Genomic DNA, 21,168 nt, shown 5'->3' with positions numbered 1-21,168 from the left:
CCGAACTCCCCCGCGGCGTCAGGAAGCCAAACAAAAAGCCCGGCCAACGGCCGGGCTCTTGATGGCTTGCGCAGAACGAAGCTGCTTACGCGGCCTCGTCGGCGACGGTGGTGTCGTCGCCATCGGTATCGTCGGTATCGCCCTCGGCATCCGTGTCGGCTTCGCCGTCGGCGGCTTCCGCCTTGGCGCTGGTGCGGCGCGGGCTCTTGGCGAGCTGGGCCTCGATCTCCTTGACCGCTTCGGTTTCGGTCGAGTGCTGCACCACCGCGATCTCGCGGGAGAGACGGTCGAGCGCCGCTTCATAGAGCTGGCGTTCCGAATACGACTGCTCCGGCTGCGACTCCGAGCGGTAGAGGTCGCGCACGACTTCCGCGATCGCGACGATGTCGCCCGAATTGATCTTCGCTTCGTATTCCTGGGCGCGGCGCGACCACATGGTGCGCTTGACGCGGGCGCGACCCTTGAGCGTCTCCAGTGCCTTCTTGACCAGCGCCGGATCGGACAGCTTACGCATGCCGACATTGGCGACCTTGGCGGTCGGAACGCGCAGCGTCATCTTGTCCTTGATGAAGTTGATGACGAACAGCTCGAGCTTCGCACCGGCGATCTCCTGCTCCTCGATGGCCAGGATCTGGCCGACGCCGTGAGCGGGATAGACGACGAATTCGTTGGCCTTGAAGCCCTGACGCTGGGTCACGACCTTCTTTTCCTCGACCTTCGGCGCAGCAGCGGGCTTGGCAGCCGGCTTGGCGACGGCGGGAGCCTTGGCAGGCGCAGCGGCAACAGGGGCCTTCGTCGCGGGCTTGGCAGCAGGGGCCTTGGCAGTCACAGGCTTGGCAGCAGCAGGCTTGGCAGCGGTCGCTTTCGCGGCCGGTTTGGCAGTCTTGTTAGGCATTGCGCTTCTTTTGTTCTTCGAGGACTTTGCAGCCGGCGCCTTCGTCGCGGTCCGACCCTTGGATGCGCTACGGCTGGCCGCGGCGACTTTTTTGGCCTCCTTATGGGAAGCCCTCGCTGAAGTACTCTTTTTACGCGTTTTCTGTGACACAGCCTGCGCGCGGAAACTGCCACGCCCCTGTTCGACATTTGGTTTCACGGGAACCCAGAGGGGCCAACGGGCTGACGGGGTTCGGCTTAATGTGCCCAATATAGCACATTTCCCGCAAAAATCAATGATTTAGGGGTCTTGAGGGCTGGTTTTCGGCTGAAGCGCAGCTATTAGGGTTAAGTTTGGGCGCGAATTAGTCGCCTGAGCCCGGGTTCGGAGAAAAATATTTCTCGAACTTGCCTTCCATGCCGTCGAATTCCTTGGCGTCGGCGGGTGATTCTTTCTTTTGTGTGATGTTGGGCCAGCTCTTGGCGTAGTCGGCGTTGACCTGGAGCCACTTGTCCAGGCCCGGTTCCGTGTCCGGCTTGATGGCGTCGGCGGGGCATTCCGGCTCGCACACACCGCAATCGATGCACTCGTCGGGGTGGATGACGAGCATGTTGTCGCCCTCGTAGAAGCAGTCGACCGGGCAGACCTCGACGCAGTCGGTGTACTTGCACTTGATGCAGTTTTCAGTGACGACGTAAGTCATCCAACGCTCCGAAAAGCTCTTTTAAGAGTCGCGGCTTGCGTAGCGCGGATGGCCCGGCGCCGCAAGGTCGGCAAGGCCCGATCATGACGGCTTTGTGTGTTTGATCGACCAAGAAATGAATGAAGCGCGCAATTAATTTCGGTTTGCTTCATTCAGCTCCTCGTAGAGCACGCGTGCCGAGGCGGCATCGCCGCGGCGCTCGTTGAAGCCAATGACTTTCAACACCCGCACGGTGCGATCGAGCGCGACGGTGACGACGTCGCCGATCTTGATCGCATGGCCCGGCGACCTTTCGCGCTCGCCGTTGACGCGCACGTGGCCGGACCCGACGAGCTCGGCCGCGGAGGTGCGCGCCTTCACGACCCGCGCGTGCCAAAGCCATTTGTCGAGGCGCTGCCGCTCGGTCGTCGTGGGATTACTCCTTGCGGCCGGACAGCTGCTCTTTCAGCGCGGCGAGCTTTGCGAACGGCGAATTCGGGTCGGCCGGACGATCGCGCTCCCGCGGATTCGCGCTCGAGGCGTAGGGGCGAAGTGACGGACCGCCCTGACGGTCGCGGCCCTTGTCGCGGTCACGGCCACGGTTGTCACGGCCCTTGTCGCGATCACCGCCGAACTTCTTGTTGTCGCGGTTTCGATCGCGATCCTTGTCGCGGTCCTTGCCCTGGAAGCTGCGATTGCGGTCGTCGCGGCGCTCGCCGCCCTCGCCACCGTCGCGGCCCCGGCGGAAATCCTTGCCGCCATGGCGATGACCACCGCCGTGACGATGCCGCTCGTTGCGCTTCTCGCCGTCGGCGGCTTGCGCAGCCTCGCCTTCCGCGGGCACGGCGCCGGCCTCAGCTGTGGCCTGCGGACGCGGCTGATGGTGGTGACGCTGGTGCCGATGGCGCTCGTGGCGCGGCTTGCGATCCTCGTGGCGGCCGGCCGGGCGCCAGACTTCGACGAGCTCGGGCTCGGCGGGCGCGGCCGCAGCCTCAGGCGCGGCAGCATCGGGCGATGCGGCAGCTTCCGTTGCGGCGGTCTCGGCGGCCGCAGCTTCGAGGCCGGCAGCCTCGGTGGACGTCGCAGCGTCTTCCGCCGGCGGCGCGATGCCGGGGGCATCTTCGGGCGTGACGGGCGCTTCTGGAGAGGCTTCGAGCGCCGGCTCCTCATGAGCCTCCTCGTGGGCCTCCTCTTGGGCGGGCTCGTCGTGCGGTTCCATGCCGGGTGCGTCTTCGACCGTGACGGATTCGGCAGCGGCTTCGGTCGATGCAGTCGACTCCACCGGCAGGCCGGCAACGGCCTCCGCCGCGATCTCGGTCGAGGTGTCCGCGCTGCCCTCGGCGGGCCGGCGTCTCGGCCGCAACCGTCTCGGTGACGACAGGCTTTTGCGGCAACGGCGGACGCTTCTCCATGCGATAGCCGAGCGCGCGCAGCACGGAGGCGAAGTCTTCGCCGGCCGAGCCCGTCAGCGAGGTCATCGCCTGCGTCACCACGAAGCTGCGGCCGTCGAACGCGCCGGCGGGCTTTTCGCCCGGCGAGTTCTCGCGCCAGGCCAGCGCCGGGCGGATCAGGTCGGCAAGGCGCTCCAGGATGTCGACGCGCACGGCGCGCTCGCCGGCCTGCTTGTAGCCGAGCACGCGATAGGCATCGCGCGGCAGCTGCTTGTCGACCGGGAACGAGGTGCGGCCGGACGATGCCAGATGCTGCGCGCCTGATAGCGCGGAGAGATCGACATTGTCCTGCTTCAGCGCCCACAAGAGCGCGGCGAGCGCACGCGCGGCGGGCTTGAGCAGGCCGGGGAAATAGATGTGATAGGCGCCGAAGCGCACGCCGTATTTGCGCAAGACCGCGCGCGAGGGCTGGTCGAGATCCTTCAGCTCGCTGGCAATCTTCGGACGCTCGAGCACGCCGAGCGCCTCGACCAGCTGATAGGCGATGCCGCGGGCGATGCCGGTGACGTCCTCGGCCTTCGACAGCTCGAACATCGGCCCGAGCAGCTTCTCGATATGCGTCTTGAGCCAGAGCTCGAGCCGCGCCTGCACCTTGTCGCGGGGACCGCCGGTCAGGCGCTCGTCGGAGATGATGCGGATGCGCGGATGCAGCGCGTCGTCTGCGGCGGACAACCGCGCCACGGCATCGCCGGTCCAGCGGATGATGCCTTCGGAGGTCAGCACGAACTGCTCGTCCGGCGCGTTGCCGAGCTTCTCGGCGCGCGCATTGATCTCGCCGGCGAGCACCGCTTGCGCTGCGGCCTGCAAGGCTTTCGCATCCGAGCCGGCTTCCGCCGCATCCGGTGCAAAGGTGAAGCCGTCGAGGCGGCCGATGACATGGCCTTCGACGATGACTTCGCCGGTCTTGCCGATTTCAGTATTCAAGCTCGTGTTCTCCCGCAGGCGGCGCATCAATACACTGGTCCGGCGATCAACGAAACGCTCAGTCAAGCGTTCATGGAGCGCATCCGATAATTTATTTTCGACCTCCCGCGTGATCCCCTGCCAGCGTTCGGGGTCTCTCAGCCAGTCCGGGCGGTTGGCGACGAAGGTCCAGGTGCGGATCTGGGCGATTCGGGCCGACAGCGTGTCGATGTCGCCGTCGATGCGGTCGGCCTGGGTGACCTGGGCCTCGAACCAGGCATCGGGAATGCATCCCTTCTGCATCAGGAAGCCGTACAGCGTCGTCACCAGCTCGGCATGGGCGGCCGGCGACAGTTTTCGATAGTCCGGGACCTGGCAGGCCTCCCAGAGCCGCTCCACCGCCGCCTTGCCATGCGCGATACCGCGCACCTCGCCGTCGCGGGCGGCGTGGTCGAGCACGCGCATGTCCTCGGCAATCGGCGCGCGCGTCAGCGCCTCATGGCCGGGGGCGAGGTTCAGCGACACCTGCAGCGCGCCGAGCGAGGAGAAATCCAGCTTGGAGTTGCGCCACTGCAGCACCTTCACGGCATCGAAGGTGTGGTTCTGCAGCGCGTTGACGAGCTCGGGCTCGAACGGCGCGCAGCGGCCCGTGGTGCCGAAAGTGCCGTTGCGGGTGGCGCGGCCGGCGCGGCCGGCGATCTGCGCGAATTCAGACGGCGTCAGGCGGCGGAACTGATAGCCGTCGAACTTGCGGTCGGAGGCGAAGGCGACGTGGTCGACGTCGAGATTGAGGCCCATGCCGACGGCGTCGGTGGCGACGAGGTAATCGACGTCGCCGTTCTGGAACATCGCCACCTGCGCGTTGCGTGTGCGTGGGCTGAGCGAGCCCAGCACCACGGCGGCGCCGCCGTGCTGGCGGCGGATCAGCTCGGCGATGGCGTAGACTTCATCCGCCGAGAAGGCGACGATGGCGGTGCGGCGCGGCTGGCGCGTGATCTTGCGGTCGCCGGCGAATTCGAGGCTGGACAGGCGCGGCCGCGTGATCATGGACACGCCCGGCAGCAGCCGCTCGATGATCGGGCGCATGGTGGCAGCGCCGAGCAGCAGCGTCTCGTCGCGGCCGCGGCGGTTGAGGATGCGATCGGTGAAGACGTGGCCGCGCTCGAGATCGGCGGCGATCTGGACCTCGTCGACGGCGAGGAAGGAGACATCGAGGTCGCGCGGCATCGCCTCGACGGTCGACACCCAATAGCGCGGATTCTTCGGCTTGATCTTCTCCTCGCCGGTGACGAGCGCGACGCTGGCGGCGCCGGCCCTGTCGGCGATCTTGTTGTAGACCTCGCGCGCGAGCAGGCGCAGCGGCAGTCCGATCATGCCCGAGGGATGCGCGAGCATCCGCTCGATGGCGAGATGGGTCTTGCCGGTGTTGGTCGGCCCGAGCACCGCAGTGACGCCCGCGCCAGGCACTCGATCGTGAAGGGCGCGCTCGGAGGCGAAGGGGGAGGAGGAAAAAGCCATGTCCAGGGATTAGGTAGTGGCGATTTGGGCGAATGTCAGTGCTGGATGAGGCGGCGAGGCGGCCAGACTAGCTCCGTCATCCTGAGGCGCGAGCCGCGCGGCGCACTGCGCCGCGTGGGAAGCCTCGAAGGATGAACGGCCCGGCTGCCGCTCCAGCGCTTCGTTGTCGCACCAGCCGGGCCCGTCGCCCTTCGAGGGCCGCTGAAGAAGCGGCCACCTCAGGGTGACGGGACGTGACACCGGACGTGCCGGAGCAGCCTCCCCAAATCCTGCGCAACTGTCTCACTTTGCGACGCTTTTTCCGTTCGCTTTAAGCTTCGGAACGACTCTAGAACGAATCGCGGCCGAATCGCTGACTCCCAATTGAGTCCTGTTCCGTTCACGCAACATGTCGCGGGACTCGTATTGGTTGCGCACTAGATGGAGTTTTGCGCGGCCGCACAAGCGGCCGGATTCGTTAAAGCTGGGGACGGCGCGGAGTCGAATCAGAATCAGGGAGGAGTCAAATGGATTCCCCGGCCGCGGACCCTGCCGAAACAAAAACTGCGAAAACAACCCCATGCACAGTAGGTAAGTGGTTGAAATATCAAGATTTTCCTTTTGCTTCGCCGTCATCCTGAGGTGCGAGTGGTGCGATGCGCAGCATCGCGCCGGGAGCCTCGAAGGATGGACGGCCCGGATGGGTCGGCTGGCGCTGACATCCTCGTGGCGCGAGGCGGGCTGTCGCCCTTCGAGGGCCGCTGAAGAAGCGGCCACCTCAGGGTGACGGTCGGGCAAAGAAAGTTGCGCGGCTAAAGACTTACTGCGTCTTCGCGACCCTTGGCGGCTGGGGCGAGGTGATGAAGCTGGTGGCTTCCAGCATGGCCGGCCCGAGCGGCGTCGGCACTTTCAGCCAGAACGGGACCAGGATGCGCGTGCCCGCGACGGGGGCGAACGCGATCTCGATGTTGCGCTGGGCGGCGAGGTATTTGATCACGGGGCGGTCGGGGATGTAGCCCGCCACAGGCACGAAGTAGAGAGCGCAGACCACGACCGGGCCCTTGTACCCCTTCTCCGCCTTCACGGTCTCCATCCGCTTGAAATCGAGCTTGAGGTCGTAACGCATGCGGCCGTCGAACACGGGGGAGGCGTTGTGGCAGGCCTCCGGCGAAACCGGATCGCCGGTGCCGGGCACGCGCAGCAGCGAAGCCGTCATGGGGTCCCAGACGCCGCGGCGATGCGCCTCGGTGACGACGATGCGGTCGGGATCGACCGGCGGCTCCGGTGAAATCGCAAAATCCTTCACATTGCCCTTGTCGAGGGTGATGCGGATCTCTTCGGTCTTCTTCTGGGTGGTGGTGGAGGCCTGGTAACCGGTCGCGACCAGCGCGCCGTTGACGATGCGCCCCTGGCTGGCGCCGGTGCCGGAGCCGCCCGTGAACGACTTCAGCAGCCCCGTGGTGCCGCCGGCGGCCGCCGCCGAGAACACGTCGTCCTGGATATCGATGTTCCAGGCGCCCTTGCCGACGGGAATGCCTGATAGCGAGGCCTCATATTGCGCCTCGAGCTTGCCCTGCGCCGCCGCCGGCGCTGTGCCCCACGCCAGGGCCAGCCCGCAAAACGCAGCCAGCCAGCCGGCAAGCCGCAGGCGGGCCGGGCGCAGGTTTTGCGCGAAAGGGGGCGTTGTCAGCACGAAACAATCCAATCGGAGCGCGATGCGCTGTTACTTAAGCCAAAAATCGCAGCAAACAATGTGTCGGGGCGTCCAAGGCCCGGGAACTCCACCGGAGTCTTCGGCGGCGAATACGCCCTTTATGTGATTGTAAGGCGCGCTAATCATTGCCGTTTTGGTGATCGGAAGGTAGCTGAGGGCTCCCTTACCTCTCCCGCTTGCGGGAGAGGTCGCGCGAAGCGCGGGTGAGGGCTTTCTCCTCTGGGGGACACCATCCGTAATGACGTCTGGCCTCCCAGAGGAGAGAGCCCTCTCCCCAACCCTCCCCCGCGTGCGGGGGAGGGAGCGCACCACCCGGGCGGCCCCAAAGACCGCCCAAAACCTTGACGTCCCGCCCCTTCCCCCCTATACGTCCGCCCGCTCCCTGCAAGGACAGAGAATTTGCCCCCGTGGCGCCCCGGATGGCGGCCGCACATCGTTGGGGGTTCAGGATAAGGAATTTTGCCATGTCTCGCCGCTGCGAACTGACGGCCAAGGGCCCCCTCGTCGGCCACAAGGTCAGCCACTCCAACATCAAGACCAAGCGCCGCTTCCTGCCGAACCTCGTCAACGTGACGTTCATGTCGGAAGCCCTCGGCCGCAACGTGCGCCTGCGCGTCTCCACCAACGCGGTCAAGAGCGTCGACCACAATGGCGGCCTCGATGCCTTCCTGCTCAAGGCCAACGCCGATGCGCTCTCCCCGCGCGCGGTCGAGCTGAAGCGCGCCATCCAGAAGAAGGTCGGCGACACTCAGCCGGCGAAGCAGGCGAGCTGAGATTTCGGAAATTGGGCGGGGGCTAAGTTGCGTCGCGTGGCGTAGGCTTAGCCAGTAGAGTTTGAGTAGCGGCCGGATCGGGAGATCCGGCCGCTTTTGTTTATAGGTAATCGACCTGAGATTGCTGCAACCAGCTTGTTAAACTAGGCTGAGTTAGCTCGCCCCGGGTCGATTGAAGGAAAATGCCGTGAGTAGCTGCTGCATCTGCTCCACCGGCATCGTAATCGACGGCACCCTCATCGACGGCTCCATTTTTCACACTCGTTGCCTTGAAGAGCTCAAGCAGAAGGCCGAGGACACCAGAGCGAGAGAGCGAGCGCTCCTCACAGAACTTCAGAGACCGGCCAGCCTTGTCGTCTCAATCTCGCACATTTTCTTTCAATCGCGTCAGCTTGAATTCTACGCAGCCAAACAACGCCTCACCGCGCAGATACAAACCACTCGAGAGAACAGAGAGACAATTCTCGAAAAGATTCGCGCGATCTATGATCTATGGCCCAAATATCCACCGGACTGGGACGACCGCCAGCGACTCGTTTACGCGCGCGATCATCGCTCCTGCAGTGCTTGTGGGGTCGGCGGGAGGCTTCATCTACATCACATCCGAGCCCTGAGCGAAGGTGGCACTCATAAGCTTGAGAACCTTTGTCTACTTTGTGAAAGTTGCCATAGCGCGAGGCATGGGGGACGAGCGTTCAAATATACTGAGCGTAACCCGAACGAACTCAGCGCGATCGAGCAGAAAATCCAACTACTGAACAAGGCGCTGTCACAGCGAAAGAACATACGTTTCCGCTACAAGAAGCCACGCGGGTCAGCCTTGAACCGCACTGTAACTCCTCGCGAACTACGGAAGCTTACAATTCCCGAACTTCAGGACCTTCTCGGAAGGAAGGTAAAGGTCGAGAAGGAGGGCAAGCTGTGTCTGTTTGGCTACTGCCACCTTCGCAAGGCGAATCGGACGTTTGCGGTGCACCGGATGAGCAAAATCGAACTTTGCTGACGGACCTTACTGCTCGATGCCAACGCCGACGTCCTGTCCCGCGACCTTAAAGTGTATCGCGCCATTCAGTTAGGCCGTAGCCTCGACGGGTGCGTTGCGACGAATATGCTCCCTGGCCGGCTAAAGGGAGGCCCCAATCTCCGCGAATTTGAGCCGGCGATTCTAATCCGAAACGGCTTCGGGACCTCAATAGTCAATGGAATTCCGGGATGAAACGTGCCGTTATTTAGCTCTGCTCGAAGCAACTTTACGAGATCGTCTCCGGCGTGCTTGTACAAAAATCGCAAATGTGGAGACCATATGAAGTCCGATCGCAGATCATGAATAACTCGTTTGAGAGCTCGATCCCAGTCTAGTTGCGCCACCAATTTTGGATCCAAGCCGAAGGACTGCTCGGTCTTTTTCTTACCTTGTTCCGCCATGATTCATCTTGCCGTAACAGCACGCTTTACTGACGAATGTCACACAGAGCACTGATTGTCGATCCAAGATTAATCTAGAGGAACGCGCGCCCCCGCTCGTCAGTCGATCTCTCAGCTCCCTCTCCGCTGGATCTTCCGCTATACTCGCCCCGGTAGCATCCCCCGGAGGCGCATCCCGTGGAGCACGCAGCCAATTCCGACCACAAGCCCGTCGGCAAGAACCTCGTCATCTGCTGTGACGGGACCGGCAACGAGATCTCGGAAGAACATCTCCAACGTCCTGAAGCTCTATCGCTGCCTGCGCAAGACGGACAAGACGCAGCCCGGCAGATGCTGCTCTGCGATCCCGGGGGCGGGGCGGTGACAGCAACGGTAAACAGCGCCGCTCGCCGTTAACCCTTCATTAACCAACGCAGCCTAGCCTGCTGTAATCGTCCAGCCATCATTAGCTCGAAATGCCTTCCCGGTTCGCTCCAGGAGAAGCGCCGATGTGCGTTGCGTTGTTGACGTATGCCGATCTCAGTGCCCGCCTCAATATCTCGCGCGAGGCCGCGCGGTCGCTGGCGAGACGACGCCGGCTGCCGCGCTCGCGTTCGGATGACGGCAAGGCCCTGGTCAGCGTTGATCTAGCCGAACTCCGGTACACGCCTCGCCCGCGACGTGCCCGCCCGGCAGACCCCATCGCCGCCTCCGTGGCAAGGATCGAGGCAATCAAGATCGAGTCCTTCAAGGCGGAGATCGCACGGCTCGAAGAAGTCGCAACCGCCTACAGGGCCGTGTTCGAGCGCGAGCGAGACCGCGCCGATCGCCTCGCCGTCGAGCTACAGCAGGCGACCACCGAGACCATGGCAGCCAATGCGTGGGCGGCACGACTGGAAGACGAAGTGGCGGCGCTGCGGACCGATCGCCGGGGCAGCTCGATCGCGGGACACGCCGCGCGTCGATTGGGACATCTGGCCGCCGCCATCGTCAAAGCAGACCGCGCGGCTTGCAGGTAGCGCTCGAGACTTTCTCCATCCCCGGCTTGCCGGACCAATCGCGAGGGAAAAATGGCTGGCAATATCGACATCCACGAAATGAAGGCCCGCATCGTCGTGTTCGGCGTCGGCGGCGCAGGCGGCAATGCCGTCAACAACATGATCACGGCCGGGCTGCAAGGCGTCGAGTTCGTGGTCGCCAACACCGACGCACAGGCGCTGGCCATGTCGAAGGCGAAGCACCTCATCCAGCTCGGCACCCACGTCACCGCAGGCCTCGGCGCCGGCTCGCAGCCCGAACTGGGACGCGCCGCAGCCGAAGAGGCGATCGATACGATCCGCGATCAATTGACCGGCGCACACATGGTGTTCGTGACTTCAGGCATGGGCGGCGGCACCGGCACCGGGGCGGCCCCCGTCGTCGCCCGGGCCGCGCGCGAGCTCGGCATCCTCACCATCGGCGTGGTCACCAAGCCGTTCTACTTCGAGGGCCAGCGCCGCATGCGCTTTGCCGAAGCCGGCATCGAGGAATTGCTGAAGACGGTGGACACCCTCTTGATCATCCCGAATCAGAACCTGTTCCGGGTGGCCAGTGCGAAGACCACGTTCGCCGATGCCTTTGCCCTCGCCGACCAGGTGCTCTATTCGGGCGTCGCCTGCATCAGCGACCTCATCGTCAAGGAAGGTCTGATCAATCTCGATTTTGCCGACGTCCTCTCCGTCATGAAGGAGAAGGGCAAGGCCATGATGGGACGCGGCGAGGCCTCCGGCGAGAAGCGCGTGCTCGCCGCCGCCGTCGCCGCGATCTCCAATCCGTTGATCGAGAACCCCTCGATCAAGCGCGCCAGCGGCCTCATCATCTCCATCACCGGCGGCAAGGATCTCATGCTGTACGAGGTTGACGAAGCCGCCACCCGCATTCGCGACGAGGCCGACCCGGACGCCAACATCATCGTCGGCGCGTCGTTCGACGAAAGCCTCGAAGGCATCGTCCGCGTCTCGGTGGTGGCGACGGGGATCGACAATGTCGACCCGGCGCAGCAGGCGCAACCGGTGGAAACCGCCCTCACGCAGCTCGCCGGCAGGCTGCGCAACGACGGCCGCCGCATCGCCGATCGCATCGAGCGCAGAGCACCCCTTCCGCAAGTGGAAAGCCCGCCGCTCCGCCCGCAGCCGCACCACCCCGTGGGGCCACCGGCACGGCCGGGTCTGGACCATGCGCGCCACGCGGCCGACCGGCCGCTCGATCCTTACGGCCGCACCGCTGCGCGCAATGCGCCCGACGAGGCCGTTCTCGATATCCCGGCCTTCCTGCGCCGCGCCGCCAACTGAGCGGTGGCGAGAGCCGTCTGACTCAGTTGTAGCTAGCGAAAGCGAGCGCTCTTGGCCCAGCCCGTCATGCCCGGCCTTGTGCCGGGCATCCACGTCTTTGTTCCAACCAAGCAAGAAAGACGTGGATGGCCGGGTCAAGCCCGGCCATGACGCTGTGGAAACCTAAGACGAGCTTCCCGAGCTGCACAACGCAGCGAATTCACGCTGCCGTGCTGCGCGGGCTCTCCGCGGTTTCCTTCTTGTCCGACTCCTTGTCGCGCGACAGCCAGGCCGGAAAGCGAAGCAGGCGTTCGTTGGTGTCTTTCGGCAGCTCGATGGGCGGCGCTTCAATGGCCGAACTCGGCAAGTCCAGCGCTGCCTGTCCGGATCGCACCGCATCCGCACGCTGATCCAGCTCGCGCAAGAGGGGATCGAGCACGCTGTCGATCTCGGTCGCCACCGACACCAGGAAACTATTGAGCTCGCGCGCCTCGGGCACAACGGCCGCGGCCGATTCGATCGCCCTGGAGAGACCGTCGACGACAGGCGCAAACGCGCCGGCGGCTTGCTTGATTCGCGTCTTGATCGCTTCGATCTCGCTCAGGACGCGCTCACGCTCCCGCCTTTTCTTCTCTTCCGAAAGGCGGGCTTCGATTTCGGCGATCTGCGCCGCCAGCGTGGTGGCTTCGGATGCGAGTGCATCGCGTCTTAGGCGTGCGCGATCGAGATCGCGGCTGAGATTGTCCACTAAGTCGTCCTTTCCGAACATGACTGTGCTCCGTAGGACAGGCGTTTTGCCCTGTAGGACGGCCTTGGCGCGAACCGCCAGCCTCGCCACCGACCGGATGGCCGGATCGGCCGAAACAGGCATCAACTTCGGTCGCGTCACATGGGCCGACATGATGATCCCCCCATCGTCAACATTAGGCGACCGCATGGTTAACAAGAGGTTAATGTCAACAGACGATGTGGCCATGGGGCTGCATGCCGGCGGCGCCGCCTTTGTCTCCTCGCTGCCACCTCTTTCCGCTATACTCGCCCCGGTAGCATCACCCGGAGGCGCATCCCATGGAGCACGCAGCCAGCACCGACCACAAGCCCGAGCCGAAACACCTCGTCATCTGCTGTGACGGGACCGGCAACGAGATCTCGGAGAACATCTCCAACGTCCTGAAGCTCTATCGCTGCCTGCGCAAGACGGACAAGACGCAGCCGCGGCAGATGGTGTTTTACGATCCCGGGGTCGGCACGGTGACGGAGCCGACGACGTGGCACCGCTGGAAGGCCAACATCAACCTGGTGCTGGGGCTCGCCACCGGCTATGGGCTGGACGCCAACGTGCTCAGCGCCTATTGCTTCCTGGTTCAGCATTATGCGCCCGGCGACAAGATCTATCTGTTCGGCTTCTCGCGCGGGGCTTACACGGTTCGCGTGCTGGCGGGGCTGATCCACAAGATCGGGCTGATCTCGCCGGAGCAGGCGAACCTCGCTGGGAGCGGCCTCGTCGCCTACAAGCAATATTCCGGCACCGGGCGCGGCAACGACATCGAGGACCTCAAGGACGTCGCCGTCGACGAGAGCGGGCCGCTGCCGAAGGACGAGTTCGACCTCGCCGCCCAGTTCGCGCGCATCACCTCGACGCGCTGGCCGACCATCCACTTCGTCGGCGTCTGGGACACGGTGGCGAGCGTGATCGTGCCGCGGCGCGACAATCTGTTCTTCCTGTTCAGCCTGGAGGAGCTCGCCTTCACGCGGCGTAATCCGAGCGTCAAGATCTTCCGGCAGGCGATCGCGATCGACGAGCGGCGCCGCATGTTCCGCCTGAACAAGTACTGGGAGCCGCAGGAGTTCTGGAGCAACCGCTACGTGCCTGATGAGAAGAAGGTGCCGCAGGACATTCTGCAGGTGTGGTTCGCCGGCGTGCATTGCGACGTCGGCGGCGGTTATCCGGAGGCCGAGAGCGGGGACTCCAAATATCCGCTGATCTGGATGATCGCGGAGGCCGAGAAGGCCGGGCTGAAGTTCAACCCGCGCACGGTGAACCAGCTCGCCTGGGGCGTCCAGCGCAAGAACTCGCCGTTCAGATATGTCGAGCCGGCTTACACGGGGCAGACGGGCATGCTGCACGATTCCATGAATGCGGCCTGGCGCGTGCTGGAATACTTGCCGAAGAGCGCCAAGTACAAGGAGTGGCCGGAGCGGAAGGTCACTTTCGGCTTCTACATCCCCGACAGCGAGCCGCGCGTCATCCCCGAAGGCGCGCATGTGCATGAGAGCGTGTTGAAGCGGATGGCGGTGGAGCCGAACTACCGGCCGGTGAATCTGCCGAAGGAGTACGTGACAGTGCCGATGCCGGTGGGGCCGGGGGTGGAGCTGGGGGCGGAGGTGCAGGAGGGCGTGACGGGGTGAGTGGGCTCCACCCGCCACGGCGTCATTGCGAGCGAAGCGAAGCAATCCAGGCTGCCTCCGCGGAGGGATTTCTGGATTGCTTCGCTTCGCTCGCAATGACGGTGGGGAGGCAGACGCGCGCCACATCGCCGTTTCCCCCTTTGGGAGAGGGGGAGCGCACCGCGCTACCGCTACTTTTGCCATTCGCCGACACTTTTCGTTAAAATTCTCCCGCCAACCTTAGCCGGATCGCATCATCTCTTTCCGATCATTGGGACGAACCACCCGCCGCGAAACCTGCGGAATTGGAGGAGACGTGCCAATGCATCCGCGCAAATTTGTCCGCGTGAAGCCCGCAGGGCTGGTCTCGCGACAGGCCAAGATCATCACCGACCCGCGCGCGCCGGTGATCCCGTGCACGCTGATCGACTATTCGCCCGGCGGGGCCTGCGTCGATCTCGGCGGGCAGGTGAAGATTCCCGATCGGTTCGAGCTGCTCCACGTCAACACCAAGAAGCGCTGCCGGATTGCGTGGAAGCGCGGCACGCGGGTGGGCGTGGTGTTTTGAGGGAGCGCTGTAGCTGGCAAACATAAGTCTCGCCAAGCACTCCGCTCGGCTCCCTCCCCCCTTGCGGGGGAGGGTTGGGGAGAGGGGTGGCCCAGCAAAGGGTGTTGGTCGCATGCGAGGTGGCGCCACAGAGCGTCGCGCAACTCGCAAGAGCTCGTCGTGTGGCTACCCCTCTCCCTAGCCCTCCCCGGCAAGGGGGGAGGGAACGCAGCGTGCTTGCGGCACGATCTCTTCCAACAATTGGCGAAGCTACTTCCGCATCCTGGACTTGGCGCCGGCGACGATCTGCATGGCGACGCCGGCGATCCAGCCGGCGAAGACGAGCCAGGTCCAGGCCATGTGCGGATCGAGCCGGAGCACGATCACGGCGACGGAGCCGAGCGCGGTCAGCGTGGCGCAGAGCGTGCCGGCCGAACTGAGAAATTCCGCGGCGTCGATCTCGCCGTGTGCGTCGTCGAAAGGCATTTGCGGCGTGTCGATGCCGAGATAGAAGCCGACGGCGCCCAAGGCCATCATCAGCAGCAGGAATCCCTGCGTGGTGAGCGTGGGGATCGCAGATCCCACATAGGCGCCGACGAACAATCCGCACGCGGCCCCCGCCATCGCAAGACCGACGCGCTCGAACACATGGGCAGTTTTACGAACACCAAAACGCATGGCCGGCCTCCGCGAGGCGTTGAGGGCAGAGAGGTTAGGCCAGTTTTGGGGGAGGTGGAAGGCGAGGAGTTTTACGGATGCGTGAGGGGTGGGTCCCGATCTCGCAGGGACGCGACCTGGACCTGTGATGTACGCCTGCCTCTCCATCGTCATTGCGAGCCAACGGGTCCGCGCGAAGCGCGGCCCGATGACAGGCTCCGCGAAGCAATCCAGAGTCTTTCCGCGGAGGGATTCTGGATTGCTTCGCTGCGCTCGCAATGACGGAGTAAGTGGCGCGGGCGCGGCGCCACATACTCAGTCAGCGCGAAACGGCTACCTCGCCCCGAAGGTGGTCTTGCCGAACAGCGCCTTTTGCGTCGAGGGCTGCGAGCGCCAATATTGCGGCGGGGCCTCGACCTCGCCGCCGAGTTCGGCGGCGGCGTGCCAGGCCCAGCGCGGGTCGTAGAGCATGCCGCGGGCGAGCGCGACCATGTCGGCCTTGCCGGATGTGACGATCTCCTCGGCATGCTTGGCATCCGTGATCAGGCCGACGGCGATGGTGGGCAATCCCGTCTCGCGGCGGATGGCTTCTGCGAACTGCACCTGATAGCCGGGGCCGAGCGGAATCTTCTGCAGCGGCGAGACGCCGCCGGAGGAGGCATCGATCCAATCGACGCCGCGCGCCTTCAGCGCTCTCGCAAATTCCATGGTCTGCGCCAGATCCCAGCCGCCCTCGACCCAGTCGGTCGAAGACACCCGCATGCCGACCGGCTTGTCGTGCGGGAATGCGGCGCGCACCGCGTCGAACACTTCGAGCGGAAAACGCATGCGGTTCGCGAGCGCGCCGCCATATTCGTCGGTGCGCCGGTTGGAGATCGGCGACAGGAATTGATGCAGGAGATAGCCGTGCGCGCCATGCACCTCGATGGCGTCGATGCCGAGCCGCGCGGCGCGCTTGGTCGAGTCGACGAAGGCCTCGCGGATGCGCTTCAGACCTGCCGCATCCAGCGCCAGGGGGGCGGCCTCGCCCTCCTTGTGCGGCACCGCCGACGGCCCCACCGTCTGCCAGCCGCCGTGCCCCTCCGCAATCAGCTGGCCGCCGTCCCAGGGCCGCGCGCTACTGGCTTTGCGGCCGGCATGGGCGAGCTGCATCGCGACCGCAGTGGAGGAATGCTTGCGCACCGAGCTGAGGATCTGCTTCAGCGCGGCCTCGCAGGCATCGCTGTAGAGCCCGAGGCAGCCCGGCGTGATGCGGCCGATCGCCTCGACATGCGTCGCCTCGATGCAGAACATCGAAGCGCCCGATAGGCTGAGATTGTTGATGTGGGTGAAGTGCCAGTCGGTGGCGACGCCGTCGTCGGCCGAATACTGGCACATCGGCGACACCACGACGCGGTTCTTCAAGGTCAGGCCGCGCAGCTTGATCGGATTAAACAGGGCGCTCATGCGGGGGGTTCCGGGGGGTGGAGGGGCAATGCGAGGAGTGTAGTGAGAGACGCGCGGATTGCTAGGCGCACGGGGGAATGGCGGGCCGCCTCGGCGTGCATTCCGGCAATGGCGGTTTGACGCGAGCTAGCCCCCCTCGTCATTGCGAGCGCAGCGAAGCAATCCAGAGTCTTTCCGGGGAGGCAGTCTGGATTGCTTCGCTGCGCTCGCAATGACTGGGAGATAGACGGCCCTACTCCGCCAGCGTGAATTGCAGCAGCAAGGTCCGTTGCAGCATCGAGAAATTGTCGTCGGAGATCAGCGTCACCACGGTCTCGCCGTCGGGCGTGACGTGGGCGTCGATGCCTTCCATGTTGTCGATCTCGTGGCCGAGATCGGCGGCGAACAGCGCGGGGCCGTCGACCAGCGCACCCGGCGCGATTCCCTTCAGCGGGATCGAGCGGATGCGGATGTTGACGCCGGTGAACCAGGAGAATTTGCGTTCGAGGATGAGCAGCTCGCCGGAGGGCAGCAGCACGGCATCGCTGATGTCGTAGTTCTCGGTGCGGCGCACGCTGAACTGGCCGGGCGTGGAGCCGCCGATCAGGAAGGCGACGAGATTGCCGTCGGCGTCGAGCCCGCGCTCGGAGAAGGCGATCAAGGTGCCCGCGAGCGGCAAGTTCTGGTCTTTGCCTTTGGGCACGACCACCATCGCCTCCAGCCCCTTGTTGTAGGGCAGCTTGCGCAAGGCGGGCGGAATGCCGATCACCTCACCGCGGGCGCGGGTGCCGCCCTTGGCAAGATCGTAGCGCAGGATCTGGTTGACGCGCTCGAGCCCGACATAGACGAGGTTGCCGTCGCGCGCGAGCGATTCCGAATCCCACCAGAGGTGCTTGTCCGTGATCGGCCGCCCCTCGCTGCCGAGCAGCGGCGCCGCCTCGACGTCAGCAAGCCCGATCATCTCGCGGCCGGAATAGCGGATGGTGCCGGTGAACCAGCCGGCCTGGTCGGAGATCGCGAGGAAACGCTCGCCCTTGCTGTCGAGGAAGCGGATGCCGGACAATCCGCCGAAGCCGCGATAGGACGAGGTCAGCACCAGGCCGCTGCGATATTCCAGCGAGCCGAAGCGCGTGCGCGAGCGGTCGCGCGGCTCGAAATTGGGGATGGCGCGCGCGTTGACCTCGACGCTGACGGGCGCGGCGACGGCGTGCTCGACCTGCGCGCGCGGCGGCGGCTCGGCCGCACCTTGCGCCCGCGCCAAGCCGGAGACTGCGAGAGTTGAAAATCCCGCCGCTGCGTGCCCGAGAAAGCTGCGGCGGGATGATAGCGTGCTCACGAATGCAATTTGCGTCGTGGGCGACCGGGTGCTTGCGTGGGCGCCGTGTTGGTCTCGCTGAACAGCTCGGCGAGCTTTTCGGTGATGGCGCCGCCGAGCTCCTCGGCGTCCACGATCGTCACCGCGCGGCGATAATAGCGCGTCACGTCATGGCCGATGCCGATCGCGATCAGCTCGACCGGCGAGCGGGTCTCGATCTCCTCGATGATGTGGCGCAGATGCCGCTCGAGATAGTTGCCGGGATTGACCGACAGCGTGGAATCGTCGACCGGCGCACCGTCCGAGATCATCATCAGGATCTTGCGCTGCTCGGCCCTCGCCAGGAGGCGCTTGTGCGCCCAGTCCAGCGCCTCGCCGTCGATGTTCTCCTTCAGCAGCCCCTCGCGCATCATCAGCCCGAGGTTTTTTCGCGCACGGCGCCAGGGGGCATCGGCGGATTTGTAGATGATGTGGCGGAGATCGTTGAGGCGGCCGGGATTGGCCGGCTTGCCGGCGGCAAGCCAGGCCTCGCGCGATTGCCCGCCCTTCCAGGCGCGCGTGGTGAAGCCGAGGATCTCGACCTTGACGCCACAACGCTCCAGCGTGCGCGCAAGGATGTCGGCGCAGGTCGCGGCGACCGTGATCGGGCGGCCGCGCATCGAGCCGGAATTGTCGAGCAGCAGCGTCACCACGGTGTCGCGGAACGTCGCCTCCTTCTCGTGCATGAAGGACAGCGGATGATAGGGATCGGTGACCACGCGCGACAGGCGCGCGGGGTCGAGGATGCCCTCTTCGAGATCGAACTCCCAGGCGCGGTTCTGCTGCGCCATCAGGCGGCGCTGCAGCCGGTTGGCGAGGCGGGCGACGATGCCTTGCAGATGCGCGAGCTGCTTGTCGAGATAGGCGCGCAGCCGCTCCAGCTCGTCATGATCGCAGAGATCCTCGGCCGCGATCACCTCGTCGAACTTGGGCGCGAAGGCGTGATATTCCGGCCCGCGCGGCTCGTTCCTGCCGTGCGCGTTCGGACGCGTCGCCTCGCCCGGCGTCTCGTCGTCGCCGAGCTCGCCGTCGTCGAACGTATCCGAGGTCGAGGCCTGCGCGCTTTCCATCGCGCTCTCGCTCATCTCCTCCGAGGTCGTCTGCGCCTGGTCGGCGCTCATCTCCTGCGCGGCGTCGGAATCGGGCGAGCCTTCGGCGCCGGACTGGTCGTTGTCGCCGTCCTGGTTCTCGTCGTTCTCGTCATTGTCCTCGCTGTCGGCGCTGCGCTCGTCGCCGAGCTCGAGTGCCGAGAGCAGGTCGTGCACGGCGTCGCCGAACTTGGTCTGGTCCTCGAGCACGCCGTCGAGCCGGTCGAGCCGCCTGCCGATCTTGTCTTCGAGAATAGGACGCCAGAGATCGACCATCTTCCTCGCGGCCGTCGGCGGCGCCATGCCGGTCAGGCGCTCGCGCACCAGCATCGCCAGGGCGTCGGCGAGCGGCGCATCGGCGCGGTCGGTGATCTCGTCGAACTTGCCGCGGTGAAAATGATCATCGAGCATCGCGGTGAGGTTTTTGGCAACGCCGGCCATGCGGCGCGCACCGATCGCCTCGACGCGAGCCTGCTCGACCGCCTCGAACACGCCGCGGGCCTGCGGATTGCCGGGCATCAGCTTGCGATGAACCTTGGGATCGTGACAGGCGAGCTTGAGCGCGATGGAATCGGCGTGGCCGCGAACGATCGCGGCATCACGCTTGGTCATTTTCCGCGCCGGCTCGGGCAGCCGCGCCTTGCCCGGCGCAAGGCCCGGGCGCTCGGCGGCGAAGGAGACGTCGAGCTCGGGCGATTTCGCAATCGCCTTGAGGCAGGAAGCGACCGAGCGCTTGAACGGCTCGGTCGGCGCTTCCTTGTTGCTGCGGAATTTGGAGTTGGAGGTGGTGCTCATCTCGATCTCACCGTCGTCCCAGGCTCAACCTGAGCCGTCGTCCCCGCCTGGTGCGCAATTGCGCACGGGGCGCGGGGACCCATAACAGGACGTCGTTTGGCGAATGGTGGAATTGATAGCTCGCGCCACAACGCCGCCCTGGGGTTATGGGTCCCGGATCGGCGCTCACTGCGTTCGCTGGTCCGGGACGACATCGTGGTTGGGTCAGCTCAGCGCCACGTTCACCGCCGATTCCGGCAGCTCCGCGTTGAAGCAGCGCTGATAGAACTCGGCGACCAGGGGACGTTCGAGCTCGTCGCACTTGTTGAGGAAGGTGACGCGGAAGGCAAAGCCGATATCGCCGAAGATGTCGGAGTTTTCCGCCCAGGTGATCACCGTGCGCGGGCTCATCACCGTCGACAGGTCGCCGTTGGCGAAGGCGTTGCGGGTGAGATCGGCGAGGCGCACCATCTTGTTGACGATGTCGCGGCCCTCCTGGGTGCGATAGTGCTTGGCCTTGGCCAGCACGATCTCGACTTCCTCGTCGTGGCTGAGGTAGTTCAGCGTGGTGACGATCGACCAGCGGTCCATCTGGCCCTGGTTGATCTGCTGGGTGCCGTGATAGAGGCCTGACGTGTCGCCGAGGCCGACGGTGTTCGCCGTGGCGAACAGGCGGAACGCCGGGTGCGGCTTGATCACCTTGTTCTGGTCGAGCAGCGTCAGACGTCCCGAGACTTCCAGCACGCGCTGGATCACGAACATCACGTCGGGGCGGCCGGCGTCGTATTCGTCGAACACCAGCGCGACGTTGTTCTGCAGCGCCCAGGGCAAAATGCCGTCGCGGAATTCGGTGACCTGCTTGCCGTCGCGGACCACGATGGAGTCCTTGCCGACGAGATCGATGCGGCTGATGTGGCTGTCGAGGTTGACGCGCACGCAGGGCCAGTTCAGGCGCGCCGCGACCTGCTCGATATGGGTGGATTTGCCGGTGCCGTGATAGCCGGTCACCATGACGCGGCGGTTCTTGGCGAAGCCGGCGAGAATGGCGAGCGTGGTGGCGCGGTCGAAGCGGTAATCGGAATCGACTTCGGGCACATGAGGATCGACTTCGGAATAGGCGGGGACTTCGAGATCGCTGTCGATCCCGAACACCTGGCGCACCGACACCTTCATGTCGGGCAGACCGGAAACTTCCTCAACTTTGGACAGGGCGGCGGTCGTCATCAATCCTCCGAGGTCCCGGGCGGTCCCGAAACCGGTTATTCGCACGTTGGCTGCGGCTGGGTGCTGGAAAGCAACCTATCAGAGACAAGTGGCGGGCAGAAGCC

The 21,168-nt window shown here is 65.0% G+C and carries 15 protein-coding genes and 3 pseudogenes; 7 read left to right on the top strand and 11 right to left on the bottom strand.

Translation table 11 applies throughout. The features are described from left to right. Positions 1–85 precede the first annotated feature (85 nt). The 5 genes and pseudogenes from ACVIIV_RS09875 to ACVIIV_RS09855 all read right to left on the bottom strand — a co-directional run bounded on the left by ACVIIV_RS09875 (position 86) and on the right by ACVIIV_RS09855 (position 7,037). Positions 86–895 (bottom strand): CarD family transcriptional regulator, encoded by an 810-nt coding sequence (locus ACVIIV_RS09875; protein WP_456744011.1) that lies wholly within the window; start codon positions 893–895, stop codon positions 86–88. Positions 896–1,238: 343 nt separating this feature from the next. After that, a complete protein-coding gene (gene fdxA, locus ACVIIV_RS09870) occupies positions 1,239–1,577 on the bottom strand; it encodes a ferredoxin FdxA (protein ID WP_028176917.1) in 339 nt (112 codons plus the stop codon). 132 nt (positions 1,578–1,709) lie between these two features. Beyond that, positions 1,710–1,979, bottom strand: a pseudogene (locus ACVIIV_RS09865) (RNA-binding S4 domain-containing protein); the annotation flags it as partial. A gap of 13 nt (positions 1,980–1,992) precedes the next feature. After that, positions 1,993–5,428: pseudogene (locus ACVIIV_RS09860) on the bottom strand (helicase-related protein). Between the two features lie 799 nt (positions 5,429–6,227). Then, positions 6,228–7,037 (bottom strand): DUF3108 domain-containing protein, encoded by an 810-nt coding sequence (locus ACVIIV_RS09855; protein WP_456748697.1) that lies wholly within the window; start codon positions 7,035–7,037, stop codon positions 6,228–6,230. A gap of 548 nt (positions 7,038–7,585) precedes the next feature. Here ACVIIV_RS09855 and rpmB point away from each other — a divergent pair. The 5 genes and pseudogenes from rpmB to ftsZ all read left to right on the top strand — a co-directional run bounded on the left by rpmB (position 7,586) and on the right by ftsZ (position 11,628). Beyond that, positions 7,586–7,894, top strand: coding sequence for a 50S ribosomal protein L28 (rpmB, locus tag ACVIIV_RS09850; RefSeq protein WP_456744010.1), 309 nt, complete (start codon positions 7,586–7,588; stop codon positions 7,892–7,894). A gap of 187 nt (positions 7,895–8,081) precedes the next feature. Continuing rightward, a complete protein-coding gene (locus ACVIIV_RS09845; RefSeq protein WP_456744009.1) occupies positions 8,082–8,897 on the top strand; it encodes a WYL domain-containing protein in 816 nt (271 codons plus the stop codon). A 599-nt stretch (positions 8,898–9,496) separates the two neighbouring features. Further along, positions 9,497–9,677: pseudogene (locus ACVIIV_RS09840) on the top strand (phospholipase effector Tle1 domain-containing protein); the annotation flags it as partial. Positions 9,678–9,807: 130 nt separating this feature from the next. Then, on the top strand, positions 9,808–10,317 hold the full coding sequence (locus ACVIIV_RS09835) for a hypothetical protein (protein WP_456744008.1): 510 nt from the start codon (positions 9,808–9,810) through the stop codon (positions 10,315–10,317). A gap of 51 nt (positions 10,318–10,368) precedes the next feature. Beyond that, positions 10,369–11,628: a cell division protein FtsZ gene (ftsZ, locus tag ACVIIV_RS09830; RefSeq protein WP_456744007.1), complete on the top strand. Its 1,260-nt coding sequence runs from the start codon at positions 10,369–10,371 to the stop codon at positions 11,626–11,628. Positions 11,629–11,827: 199 nt separating this feature from the next. On the opposite strand, the gene ACVIIV_RS09825 is transcribed toward ftsZ, so the two are convergent. Then, entirely contained in the window at positions 11,828–12,583 is a 756-nt protein-coding gene (locus tag ACVIIV_RS09825) for a hypothetical protein (protein ID WP_456744006.1), read from the bottom strand. A gap of 92 nt (positions 12,584–12,675) precedes the next feature. On the opposite strand from ACVIIV_RS09825, the gene ACVIIV_RS09820 reads away from it, so the two are divergent. After that, positions 12,676–14,016 (top strand): T6SS phospholipase effector Tle1-like catalytic domain-containing protein, encoded by a 1,341-nt coding sequence (locus ACVIIV_RS09820; protein ID WP_456744005.1) that lies wholly within the window; start codon positions 12,676–12,678, stop codon positions 14,014–14,016. Between the two features lie 301 nt (positions 14,017–14,317). Further along, the gene (locus ACVIIV_RS09815; RefSeq protein WP_027565029.1) at positions 14,318–14,563 is read left to right on the top strand and encodes a PilZ domain-containing protein; all 246 of its coding nucleotides are present in this window, start codon (positions 14,318–14,320) and stop codon (positions 14,561–14,563) included. A gap of 249 nt (positions 14,564–14,812) precedes the next feature. Here the strand turns inward: ACVIIV_RS09815 and ACVIIV_RS09810 are convergent, their stop codons facing one another. The 5 genes from ACVIIV_RS09810 to cobS all read right to left on the bottom strand — a co-directional run bounded on the left by ACVIIV_RS09810 (position 14,813) and on the right by cobS (position 21,064). Continuing rightward, positions 14,813–15,220 carry a hypothetical protein gene (locus tag ACVIIV_RS09810; protein ID WP_456744004.1) on the bottom strand — a complete coding sequence of 136 codons (408 nt, stop codon included), beginning with the start codon at positions 15,218–15,220 and terminating at the stop codon, positions 14,813–14,815. Between the two features lie 312 nt (positions 15,221–15,532). After that, the gene (locus ACVIIV_RS09805) at positions 15,533–16,645 is read right to left on the bottom strand and encodes an NADH:flavin oxidoreductase/NADH oxidase (RefSeq protein ID WP_456744003.1); all 1,113 of its coding nucleotides are present in this window, start codon (positions 16,643–16,645) and stop codon (positions 15,533–15,535) included. A 232-nt stretch (positions 16,646–16,877) separates the two neighbouring features. Next, entirely contained in the window at positions 16,878–17,960 is a 1,083-nt protein-coding gene (locus ACVIIV_RS09800; RefSeq protein ID WP_456744002.1) for an esterase-like activity of phytase family protein, read from the bottom strand. After that, positions 17,957–19,861 carry a cobaltochelatase subunit CobT gene (gene cobT / locus ACVIIV_RS09795; RefSeq protein WP_456744001.1) on the bottom strand — a complete coding sequence of 635 codons (1,905 nt, stop codon included), beginning with the start codon at positions 19,859–19,861 and terminating at the stop codon, positions 17,957–17,959. The genes ACVIIV_RS09800 and cobT overlap by 4 nt, the downstream gene beginning before the upstream one ends. A 204-nt stretch (positions 19,862–20,065) precedes the next feature. Next, positions 20,066–21,064 carry a cobaltochelatase subunit CobS gene (gene cobS, locus ACVIIV_RS09790; RefSeq protein ID WP_122400559.1) on the bottom strand — a complete coding sequence of 333 codons (999 nt, stop codon included), beginning with the start codon at positions 21,062–21,064 and terminating at the stop codon, positions 20,066–20,068. Between the last annotated feature and the right edge of the window lie 104 nt (positions 21,065–21,168).

This window comes from Bradyrhizobium sp. USDA 4354 (assembly GCF_054060315.1).
This window is presented reverse-complemented; position numbering and strand designations above follow the sequence as displayed.